Below are 10,413 nucleotides of genomic sequence, written 5' to 3'. Positions count from 1 at the left end.
CTCCTTCTTGCAGCCAACGGCGGTCGAGGCGAGTGCGGCGAGCAGCATCACGCGGGACTTCATGGGCAAGCGCTCCGGGAGAAGGAACCGTGCCCTGTCATATCGGCTCTCGCGGGGCGGGGGCCAGAGGGGGGACGGCTCAGTCCGAGCCCCGGCGCTTGCGAGTGGGAGCGGCGCGCACGAGTGTGGCCGTGGTGGGTGCGGTGTCCTCGCGGCGGAGCACCTCGCCCTCGACGACGGTGACACCATCGGGAGACACGGGGCGGCCCAGCGTGGCGATGAGCAGGCGGTGGGCCTCCTCGATGCGGCGGTGCAGGGTGGTGAAGGTCTGCTGGGCGGTGCTGGGCATGTCCTCGGTGTAGGTGAAGTACCAGCGGAGCGCGTCCACGCACTCATAGAAGTGGTCCACGACGGACTGCTCGTGCACGGGTAGGTGGACGAGGTCGTGGAAGGTGGCCGAGGCGTAGCGGGTGGTGAGCGTGCTGAGCATGGGCTCGCGGCTGCGCAGGCGGGAGAAGAGGGCGAACATCTCGCCCCGGCGTGCCTCCAGGCGCCGCATGATGTTGGCGGCATCGAGGGCGATCAGATTGCGGACGCGGAGGGTGGCCTCATCATCGGCCTTCTTGCGGCGAGCCATGGCCCCGAGAGCCTACCGCCGAGCGGGCCTGGGCGGCAGGTGGGGCTCATGGAACCTCAGCGCGCGGGCACTTCGTATGTCTGGCGCTCAAGTCTCCGGTGTACTGGGACTGATCTGGTGCTCGGAGTCGGTAGAACCTCGTCATCTGCTCACCTTCACCTTCCTCCTCGAGTGTAGGGCACGATGGGCCCCGTCAGTTGGAAGCGGAAGAGGAGTTCCCCAGCGTGGCGGTATATCGCTTCGGGAGACGCATCGGGGTGGGCGTCCTTGAATTGTCTCCAGGCCTGGTTCCACATCCCTCCCCTCGAGCCTTGCTAGGGCGGCGGGCGCTTGTTCCACACCGGCCACAACGCCGCGCCCTCGAAGTTTCCACTGCCGCCCAGGCGACGCAACACGCGCTCGTCACACGGTTGCGGTTGATTGAGAGGCAGTGCCAGGCCCACAAAGCGGGCCCTATGGCCCAGTCGACGCGTCCGCCACGGAATGACCCTTCGTACGACCTGCTGCACCAGCGAGGCCGTCATCCGCTCGATGCCCTCTTCAACCCGCGCAGCGTGGCGGTGGTGGGGGCGAGCGAGCGGCAGGGGAGCGTGGGGCGCACCATCCTCTGGAACCTCATCAGCAACCCCTTCGGGGGCACTGTCTACCCCATCAATCCCAAGCGGCCGAACGTGCTGGGCATCAAGGCCTGGCCGTCCCTCAAGGCGCTGCCGGAGCCGGTGGACCTGGCCGTCCTCATCACCCCGTCCACCACCGTGCCCGGGCTGATGCGCGAGTGCGCGGAGATGGGGGTCAAGGGCGTCATCATCATCTCCGCGGGCTTCAAGGAGATTGGTCCCGAGGGCGTGAAGCTGGAGCAGGAGGTGCTTCAAATCGCCCGGGAGGCGGGCATCCGCATCATCGGTCCCAACTGCCTGGGGGTGATGCGGCCGCCCACGGGGCTCAACGCCACCTTCGCGGGAGACATGGCGCGGCCGGGTAACGTGGCCTTCGTCAGCCAGAGCGGCGCGCTGCTCACGGCCATCCTCGACTGGAGCCTGCGCGAGGCGGTGGGCTTCAGCGCCTTCGTGTCCATGGGCTCGATGCTGGACGTGGGGTGGGGCGACGTCATCGACTACCTGGGCGATGACCCGCGCACGCGCAGCATCCTCATCTACATGGAGTCCATCGGCGACGCGCGGGGCTTCCTGTCGGCGGCGCGCGAGGTGGCGCTGCACAAGCCCATCATCGTCATCAAGGCGGGGCGCACGGCGCAGGCAGCGGCGGCGGCGGCCTCGCACACGGGCACGCTCACGGGCAGTGACGAGGTGCTGAGCGCGGCCTTCCGGCGCACGGGCGTGCTGCGCGTGGACTCCATCGCGGACCTCTTCTACATGGCCGAGGTGCTCGCCCGGCAGCCGCGCCCCGAGGGCCGGCGCCTCACCATCCTCACCAACGCGGGCGGCCCGGGCGTGCTGGCCACGGACGCGCTGGTGATGGGCGGGGGCGAGCTGGCGAAGCTGTCGGGCCAGACGCTGGCGGAGCTGAACACCTTCCTTCCCTCGGCGTGGAGCCACGGCAACCCGGTGGACATCCTGGGCGACGCGGACCCCGAGCGCTACGCGAAGGCCCTGGAAGTCACCGGGGCGGACGAGAACAGCGATGGCCTGCTCGTCATCCTCACGCCGCAGGACATGACCGAGCCCACGCAGACGGCGGACCGGCTGAAGGCCTACGCGAAGCTGGGCAAACCCGTCATCGCGAGCTGGATGGGGGGCTCGGACGTGGCGGCGGGCGAGCGCATCCTGAACGACGTGGGGATTCCGACGTTCGGCTATCCCGACACGGCGGCGCGCATCTTCAATTACATGTGGCGCTACTCGTACAACCTGGCGGGCCTGTACGAGACGCCGATGCTGACGGAGGAGCCGGAGCGGCGCGAGGAGGCCGAGGCACTCATTCGCGAGGCGCGCGCGGCCGGCCGGCTGCTGCTGACGGAGCACGAGTCCAAGCGACTGTTGGCGGCGTATGGGATTCCAGTCGTGGAGACGCGGCTGGCCTCCAGCGTGGACGAGGCGGTGCGCGAGGCGGAGTCCCTGGGCTACCCGGTGGTGCTGAAGCTGCACTCGCGGCGCATCTCACACAAGACGGAGGTGGGCGGGGTGCGGCTGAACCTGGCGAGCGCGGACGCGGTGCGCGAGGCCTTCGAGGGCATCCGCGAGAAGCTGGAGGCGCTGGGCCAGGCGGATGCGTTCGACGGGGTGACGGTGCAGCCCATGGTGAAGCTGGACGGTTACGAGCTCATCGTGGGCAGCAGCCTGGACGCACAGTTCGGGCCGGTGCTGCTGTTCGGCTCGGGCGGCACGCTGGTGGAGGTGTTCAAGGACCGGGCGCTGGCCCTGCCACCGCTGAACACGACGCTGGCGCGGCGGATGATGGAGCAGACGCGCATCCACGAGGCCCTGCGCGGGGTGCGAGGCCGCAAGCCGGTGGACATGGGAGCGCTGGAGAAGCTGCTGGTGCGCTTCAGCCAGTTGGTGGTGGAGCAGCGCTTCATCAAGGAGGTGGACATCAATCCGCTGCTGGCCTCGGCGGAGCGGCTGGTGGCGCTGGACGCGCGCGTGGTGCTGCATGGCCCCGAGGTGAAGGAGGAGGAGCTGCCGCGGCTGGCGATCCTCCCGTACCCGACGAAGTACGTGGGGCGGTGCACGATGAAGAATGGGGAGCCGGTGCAGGTGCGCCCCATCCGGCCGGAGGACGAGCCGAGGATGGTGGAGTTCCACAAGACCCTGTCGGAGCAGACGGTGTTCTTGCGGTACGCGGGGATGATGAAGCTGGACCAGCGCGTGGCCCATGAGCGGCTGGCGCGCATCTGCTTCAACGACTACGCGCGGGAGATGGCGCTGGTGGTGGAGCGGGCGGACGGAGCCAACCGGGGAGAGATTGTCGGGGTGGGGCGCCTGACGAAGTTGCCGGGGACGGAGGACGCCGAGTTCGCGATGCTCATCAGCGACGCGGTGCAACGGCAGGGCCTGGGGTCGGAGGTGCTGCGACGATTGGTGGAGGTGGGGCGGGACTGGGGGCTGCGGCGCATCGTGGCGGACATCCTGCCGGGCAACGGCGCGATGCAGCGCGTCAGCCGCAAGCTGGGGTTCGACATCCTCCATCCGGGGGGCATGGGGGAGGATGTGGTGAAAGCGGTCAAGGTACTGGAGGGCTAGAACCCGGTTCGAGGCTTTCCCGGGAGTCTCTGGAATGGCTGGGAGTAGATGGGCTAAGAGTTTCGCATGCGCTCTCCCCACCCCACGCTGCGGCTGCTCACCCTGTTGCTCGTCAGCATGATGACGATCATGGCGAGCGCCGCCATCTCGCCCTCGCTGCCGCGCCTGCGAATGGCCTTCGAGTGGGTGCCGGGAATCGACCTGTGGGTGCGCCTGGTGGTGACGCTGCCGGCGCTGTTCACCGCGGTGGGGGCGCCGCTGGCGGGGGCGCTCATCGACCGCTTCGGACGCAAGCGGCTCCTCGTGGCGTCCGTGGCCCTCTATGGCGTGGCGGGAGCGCTGCCAGGGGTGCTCACGGAGCTGCCGCTCATCCTGGTGTGCCGCGCGCTGCTCGGCCTGGCGGTGGGAGGCCTGATGACGACGGCCACGGCGCTGATCGCCGACTACTACGCGGGCCCCGAGCGGGGCGTGGTGCTGGGGCGCCAGGCGGCCTTCATGGGCGTGGGCGGCCTCGTCTTCATGCTGGGCGGAGGCCTGCTGGCCGACTTCCACTGGCGGGCCCCGTTCGGCGTCTACCTGTATGCCTTCCTCGTACTCCCGTTCATCCTGCTCTTCCTCCCCGAGCCGGAGGCGAAGCGGGGCGCGGTGGGCGGCTCGGAGCGCGTGCCCCTGCCGTGGAGCACGCTATGGCAGGTCTACGCCCTGGCCCTGCTGGGCATGATGATCTTCTACCTCATCCCCTTGCAGCTCCCCTTCCTGCTGCGGCGGCTGGGGGTGGCGTCATCGGCGATGGCGGGGCTGGCGGTGGGAATCTCCACGCTGGTGGGGTCGGTCGTCTCGCTGCGCTACGCGCGGGTGCGCCAGGTACTCAGCTACCGCGGCATCATGGCGGTGCTCTTCGCCTGCATGGGCCTGGGCTATGTGCTCGTGGGCACGGCCCAGTCGTACGCGGCGGTGGTGGGAGGGCTGGCGGTGTCGGGCCTGGGCCAGGGGCTACTGACGCCCAACATGAGCAACTGGGCGGCCTCGTTGGCGCCGGAGGCGGTGCGGGGCCGGGCGATGGGCCTGCTGACGACGAGTCTCTTCCTGGGGCAGTTCATCTCGCCCCTGCTCGCGCAACCGCTCATCGGCGTGGTGGGACTGGGCGGCGCGTTCCTGGCGGCGGCGGGCCTGCTGAGTGCCCTGGCGGGGATGTTCGGCGCCCTGGCGTGGCATGCGAGCGCGAAGGCTCGGAGCGAGACGGTTCCCGGCGCGAACTGAGCACTGAAACCCTCTCACTCGGGCAACGGTTCTCCCAGAAAGGCCTCAAGGGCCTGCCGAGCACATGCCTTGAGGCTGGCCACGCTCGCGGCATCGTCGAAGTCAACGGATTGCACCAGGTCTCGAAACCGGGAGAGTGCGGCCTTGCATGCCGCGGGGTAGGGAATCACCGTTGAGTTGACTCTCTCCTCGTAGACAACCATCTCGAAAACGAGGTTTGCGTCTTCATGGAACTCCTCCCTTAGTTTCGCATCTCCCTTGGAGCGGCGAGCCTCTTCCAGCGAGTGCCCCATTGCAATGTGCCCCAGACTATTGAGGGCAGTCGCAAGGCGAGCGGCTTTCTGTCCGGGAGTTGATGACATCTGCGGCCTCTTTCCTGGTGCGCTCTCGGAATCCGCGAAGGCTTACTCAATGAGGCAAGCGACCGGCCCGATGAAAAGCTTCTTCCCGATGCTTGGCACGAAGCCGAAGGCCGTTCCAGCCCAGACAGCGCCCCGCAGGCAGTCGAACTTGCACCATTCTTTGATGAAAATATTCTTGAATACGTCTGGGAATGGCTCCGGGCAACCGCGACAACTCCCCTTGCCGCAGTGGGTGACGTGGCAATAGACGTTGGCCTCTTTACACAGCACTTTGTCAGGGCACCCGTAATCCATGCACTCATACATGGGGTATATCCCGTCTTTCCCTGACGCTTGAATGACGCTCGGTCCTGCTTGCCGCTCCTCTTCGAGGAACTTTAGAAACTTCTCCGCTGCGTCCCTGTAAGCGCGTTCATCTGGCAGGTGCTCGGCTGCCTCGCTGTCTCCGAGGGCGTCTTCACGATGAGTTGTAGAGGACGACGCGCACCCGGACGCCAAGGCGCCAGCAATGGAGCACAAGAGCCAGCGGAACAAGAGTCTTTTCGTGGTGTCCATATCATATGAAGGGGCCGTCAGATGGTGCCGATCTCGGCGCCGTGCTCGGCCAGCCATTGCTTGCGGAGCGCGAAGTCCGGCAGCACGCGCTCCACGGCGCGCCAGAAGCCGGGCGAGTGGTGCGGTTCGCGCAGGTGCACCAGCTCGTGCACCACGACATAGTCCGCGATGCGCGGCGGCAGCAGGATGCTCCTCCAGTGGAAGTAGAGGCGGCCCCCCTTTCCGCAGGAGCCCCAGCGGTAGCCCAGCTCCTGCACCGTCATGGCCCCCGGCTTCACGTCGATGCGCCCGGCGTAGCGCTCGACTCGTGTCTCCAGCCATGGACGCGCATGCGCCGTGTACCAGCGCACCAGGTGCTCCCTCCCCTTCGCGGCGTCCGTCCGGCGCATCCGGAAGCGCCCCGCCGCTAATTTCACGGGGACCTCCTGCTCCGGCACCAGCAGCAGCCGGAACGTCCTCCCCAGATACGGCAGCCCCTCGCCACTGACGAACCGCCGCGCCGGGAGCGCCGGCTTCAGTGCTTCCCTCGCGGCGAGCTTCTCGTACACCCAGCGCCGCTTCGACTGTACGAAGCGCTCAAGCCGTGCCTGATCGCAGCCTGCGGGTGCTGACAGCAGCAGCCGCCCGTCCCGCTCCACGGTGATTTCCAACGTGCGCCGCCGCTCGCTGCGCCGCACCTGGAATTCCAGGTCTCCCACCACCAGCTCGCTCATTCCCCTACCAGCTTCGCGTGGTTCGCCTTCGCCAGCTCCATTATCAGGTCCGTCAGCGGGTCCAACCGTTCGAAGGGCACCACCTCCAGCTCGTCCAGGAACATGAACACCTTCCCCCGGAGCTCTCCCTGGCGCTGGGGATTCTTCCAGAACGCGACGACGTCCATCTCGGATCGGAGCAGATCCACGAGCCGCAGCGTCACCTCCACGAGCCGCCGGGCCTGTTCCGCCCCCACCGGCTGCTGCTTCTCGCGCTCCTCCTTGAGGATGGAGAAGAACGGCGCCTCGGTCAGGGGATCCAACCCGGTGTCATCCTGCTTCCGCCCGCCCTCCACCTCGGGGACGAAGTCCTTCAAGGAGAGCGCGAGCTGCTCCCAGCTCTCGCCGTACGTCCGGAGGATCTCCTCCAGGCGCTCGGAGAGCTTCTGGTAGTGGACCGGATCCTCGTCCATGTGCTCGCGGATGTGATAGCGGATGGCGTGCTCCATCTCCGATGCCTTGGCTCGCGGTGACACCTCCTTCTCCACGTGGGCGGCGAACCGCGGGTGCGTGATGGAGATGGGTGGAATCTTCGGGTCCACCCCCAGCGAGACGAGGTGGTCATCGATGAGCTTGCGCACCTTGGCGCCCACCGACTTGTCCAGGCCGGGCTTGCCGTCCCGGTAACGGATACGGGCGCGGCCGAGCAGAAAGCCCAGCCGCTTCGCGTCCTTCACGTAAGGGAGCGCCTCGGGCCGGGGCAGCACCAGATTCAGCAACTCCAGGAGTTGCTTCAGCTTGACGGTGAACTCCGCGCGCAGCTTCGCGTCGCCGAGCAGTTGCAGGCACGGCTCGTCCGGGCCTCGGAAATCCACCCCTCGGCTCTCGAACAGGTCCACCAACCGCTGGTGCCTGTCGCGCAGCGTGGGCAGCTCATCTGTGAGGCTGCGGAGCGCCCCCTCCACGTCTTCCACGCTGTAGGCGGCGAGCGCCTCCTTCAGATGGCGGGACACGTTGGCGTAGTCCACGAGGATGCCAGCCGTCTTCCCGTGCCCGGTGCGGTTGACGCGGGCGATGGCCTGCAACAACTCCGCCTCGCGGATGGAGCGGTCCAGGTACATGACGCCCTCCACGGGCGCGTCGAAGCCGGTGAGGAGCATGGATTTCACCACCAGGAAGGCGAGTGGATCCGTCTGTGCCTCGTCCTCGTGTACCAACGGCCGGGTGAAGCGGACGATGCGCGCCTCCGTCTTCGCCGGGTCCGTCCACTCTTGGTAGAAGGTGTCGTCCTTGTCAGTGCCGGAGATGACCGTGGCGGACTCCAGTCGGCGCACCAGGGGGAGGTGACGCGCGGCGCGCACGGACGCCTGGAGCCGTCGCGGCTTGTCCTGGAGTTCCAGATCGTCCAGCGCCCGCTCCTCAGGGGTGAGCGTCTCGGCCTCAGTGACCAGCTCGTCCCGGGCCTTGCCCAGGGCCTCGGTGTAGCGCACGGCGGCAAGCCGGCTGTAGGCCACCACCTGCGCCTTCAGCCCGTTGGGGAGGATGTGCTCCACGTAATGCCGTAGCATGTTCCGTGCCTTGTCCTCGATGAGCTCCCGCGCCTCGAGCGCCGCGCGCAGGGTGCCGTATCGGCGCTTGATTTCCTCCCGCTCCTCCTCGGAGTAGTCGCGGAACCAATCCTCGAAGAGCTGGTCCAGGTCTCCCCCATCACGCACCGCGCCCTCGGCGGAGCGGCCCTCGTAAAGGATGGGCACCGTGGCGCCGTCCGCCTCGGACTCTCGCAGGGTGTAGCGGTCCAGGTAATCGCCGAAGACTTCGTGGGTGCGCTTCTTCTCGCCCATGAGGATGGGCGTGCCCGTGAAGCCGATGCGCGCGCAGTTGGGCAGCGCGGCCAGCAGGTTGGCGTGCAGTGCGCTGGAGTGCGAGCGGTGCGCCTCGTCCACCATCACGAGGACGGACTCGTCGTCGTTGAGCGTGGGGAACGCGCCGGAGTCGGTCTCGGGGGCGCCGTCCTCTTCGTCGCGGAGGGCATACGTCTGGATGGTGGCGAAGACGAGGCCGGGTCCCTTCTGCTTGAGCAACTTCTCCAGCTTCTCTGTGTGGCGGGCCACGAGCACGGACTCTCCGGTGAGCGAGGCGGTGTTGGAGAGCTGCCGCTGGAGGTCCTTGCGGTCTGTCACCAGGACGACCTTGAAGCAGCGCAGTTTCTCCTCGGAGCGCAGCTTGCGGATGAGGAACACCATGGTGAGGCTCTTGCCCGAGCCCTGGGTGTGCCAGATGAGACCGCCCCGACGGTCGTGCTCACCGTCTTGGGCGCGCGTCTTCCCGTGGAGGAGCCGGTCCACGGCGGCTCGCACGGCGCGGAACTGCTGGTAGCGGCAGACGACCTTCACCGTGCGCCCGGAGACCTGCTGGTAGAGGGTGAAGTGCCGGAGGATGTCGATCAGGTGCTCCGGGCGGAGCATGCCGGCGACCAACTTCTGCTGGCTGGCGAGCTGGGAGGGGTGCGTGAGGTTGAGCGTGGAGGCCACGTCAGCCAGGGGCACGGGCGCGGTGTCCTTCCACTCCAGGTAATGCCGCAGGTCGGCACCGATGGTGCCCACGCGGGCCTCGTCGAAGCACGTGGCCACGAGGAACTGGGTGGTGTGGAAGAGACGCTCGTTGCCCTCGTTGTCTTCGACCTCTCCGGCGGCCTTGCGCTGGTTGGAATAGAGGCGGAGTTGGTCCACGGCGGACGGGAGGGGCTCGGGCGCTCCCGGGCTCTTGCACTCCACCACGACGAGAGGGATGCCGTTCACGAACAGCACCAGGTCCGGGACAATATAGCCCTTGACTTGGCCGCCGGGGCAGTCGACGCGGAACTGGTTGATGACGGTGAAGGTGTTGCGCTCCGGATGCTTCCAGTCGATGAAGTGGACGGTTCGGGAGCGGCCCTGATCCCAGTCGTCGAGGCCCTCAACGGGGTGGCCCCCGTGGAGTAGTTCAGTGGCCTCCTTGTTTGCCTCCATGAGCTTCGGCGCGGAAATGCGATCGAGGGCGCTCACCGCCTGGGAGATGCGGTGGTCGTCAAGCCATGGCTGGCTGTCGCGGAGGTTGATGTCGCGGAGGGCCTTGCGGAGGTCGTCTTTCAGCAGCACCTCGCGGAATGAAGTGCGACCGGTCGCCGACGGGTGCGTAAGGTTGCCGGTGACCATCTTCCAGCCCAGGCCTACGAGTTGATCGAGGAAGGGAGATTCAACTGTAGTGAACTCGGGGCCGGAGTTCATCGGATGGCCTTGTTCAGCAGGTGGGTGACGCGCACGCAGCCGGTGAGGAGGTCTTCCATCAGGCCTTGCTTGAGGAGGCGGAGCTTTTCAGTCTGCATCTCTTCGCAGGCAAGGCACTCAAGAATAGCTCGATACATCTTGGATATTTGTGTCTGTTCGAGCAATGAAGGCAAAGGCAAAACGAAATAATTAACATCTGCCTTGGTGATGTTTGGATCTTTTCGTGTGCTCGCTGCTACTTGCTTCCACCGAGACCGGCCGTGCTGCAACGCGCGAAGTAAATACTCTGGAGATATACTCTTCTCGTCCGGAACCAAAGCGCTAATGGCCTGATTCGTAGTCGCTTGAATTTCAAGAATAGCCGTTCGACCAATCTGCTGCCAACCCCCGTACATAGCTACCAAAACTGTCCCCGGGGGCAACAGTTCGAGGCCCACTTCC

8 protein-coding genes and 1 pseudogene are annotated in these 10,413 nt (G+C 66.8%); 2 read left to right on the top strand and 7 right to left on the bottom strand.

The window, feature by feature from the left end; all coding sequences use genetic code 11:
* Positions 1–139 precede the first annotated feature (139 nt).
* Both VF794_RS20405 and VF794_RS20400 read right to left on the bottom strand, forming a co-directional pair.
* Positions 140–637: a hypothetical protein gene (locus VF794_RS20405; RefSeq protein WP_331112901.1), complete on the bottom strand. Its 498-nt coding sequence runs from the start codon at positions 635–637 to the stop codon at positions 140–142.
* 155 nt (positions 638–792) lie between these two features.
* A pseudogene (locus VF794_RS20400) lies at positions 793–936 on the bottom strand (DUF2380 domain-containing protein); the annotation flags it as partial.
* Positions 937–1,092: 156 nt separating this feature from the next.
* On the opposite strand from VF794_RS20400, the gene VF794_RS20395 reads away from it, so the two are divergent.
* Together VF794_RS20395 and VF794_RS20390 are read left to right on the top strand one after the other, a co-directional pair.
* A complete protein-coding gene (locus tag VF794_RS20395) occupies positions 1,093–3,837 on the top strand; it encodes a bifunctional acetate--CoA ligase family protein/GNAT family N-acetyltransferase (protein ID WP_331112899.1) in 2,745 nt (914 codons plus the stop codon).
* A 66-nt stretch (positions 3,838–3,903) separates the two neighbouring features.
* Positions 3,904–5,097 (top strand): MFS transporter, encoded by a 1,194-nt coding sequence (locus VF794_RS20390; RefSeq protein ID WP_331112897.1) that lies wholly within the window; start codon positions 3,904–3,906, stop codon positions 5,095–5,097.
* Between the two features lie 14 nt (positions 5,098–5,111).
* Here VF794_RS20390 and VF794_RS20385 read toward each other — a convergent pair whose 3' ends face one another.
* From VF794_RS20385 to VF794_RS20365, 5 genes are all read right to left on the bottom strand, one after another.
* Positions 5,112–5,459, bottom strand: a complete 348-nt coding sequence (locus VF794_RS20385) for a hypothetical protein (protein WP_331112895.1) — start codon at positions 5,457–5,459, stop codon at positions 5,112–5,114.
* Between the two features lie 42 nt (positions 5,460–5,501).
* Positions 5,502–6,014, bottom strand: a complete 513-nt coding sequence (locus tag VF794_RS20380; RefSeq protein WP_331112893.1) for a hypothetical protein — start codon at positions 6,012–6,014, stop codon at positions 5,502–5,504.
* Between the two features lie 17 nt (positions 6,015–6,031).
* Positions 6,032–6,727 carry a SprT family zinc-dependent metalloprotease gene (locus VF794_RS20375; protein ID WP_331112891.1) on the bottom strand — a complete coding sequence of 232 codons (696 nt, stop codon included), beginning with the start codon at positions 6,725–6,727 and terminating at the stop codon, positions 6,032–6,034.
* Entirely contained in the window at positions 6,724–9,972 is a 3,249-nt protein-coding gene (locus tag VF794_RS20370) for an HsdR family type I site-specific deoxyribonuclease (RefSeq protein ID WP_331112888.1), read from the bottom strand. Before VF794_RS20370 ends, VF794_RS20375 begins: the two co-directional genes overlap by 4 nt.
* Positions 9,969–10,413 (bottom strand): restriction endonuclease subunit S (locus VF794_RS20365; RefSeq protein ID WP_331112886.1); only part of this gene is annotated, 445 nt, incomplete at its 5' end. The genes VF794_RS20365 and VF794_RS20370, both read right to left, overlap by 4 nt.

Source organism: Archangium sp. (assembly GCF_036389735.1).
In the GTDB taxonomy this organism is placed as follows: Bacteria; Myxococcota; Myxococcia; order Myxococcales; family Myxococcaceae; genus Archangium.
This window is presented reverse-complemented; position numbering and strand designations above follow the sequence as displayed.

Coding starts and splice junctions, on each gene's coding strand:
- VF794_RS20390 (WP_331112897.1), top strand. CDS start 3,904: ATGCGCTCTCCCCACCCCACGCTGCGGCTGCTCACCCTGTTGCTCGTC.
- VF794_RS20405 (WP_331112901.1), bottom strand. CDS start 637: ATGGCTCGCCGCAAGAAGGCCGATGATGAGGCCACCCTCCGCGTCCGC.
- VF794_RS20380 (WP_331112893.1), bottom strand. CDS start 6,014: ATGGACACCACGAAAAGACTCTTGTTCCGCTGGCTCTTGTGCTCCATT.
- VF794_RS20385 (WP_331112895.1), bottom strand. CDS start 5,459: ATGTCATCAACTCCCGGACAGAAAGCCGCTCGCCTTGCGACTGCCCTC.
- VF794_RS20370 (WP_331112888.1), bottom strand. CDS start 9,972: ATGAACTCCGGCCCCGAGTTCACTACAGTTGAATCTCCCTTCCTCGAT.
- VF794_RS20375 (WP_331112891.1), bottom strand. CDS start 6,727: ATGAGCGAGCTGGTGGTGGGAGACCTGGAATTCCAGGTGCGGCGCAGC.
- VF794_RS20395 (WP_331112899.1), top strand. CDS start 1,093: ATGGCCCAGTCGACGCGTCCGCCACGGAATGACCCTTCGTACGACCTG.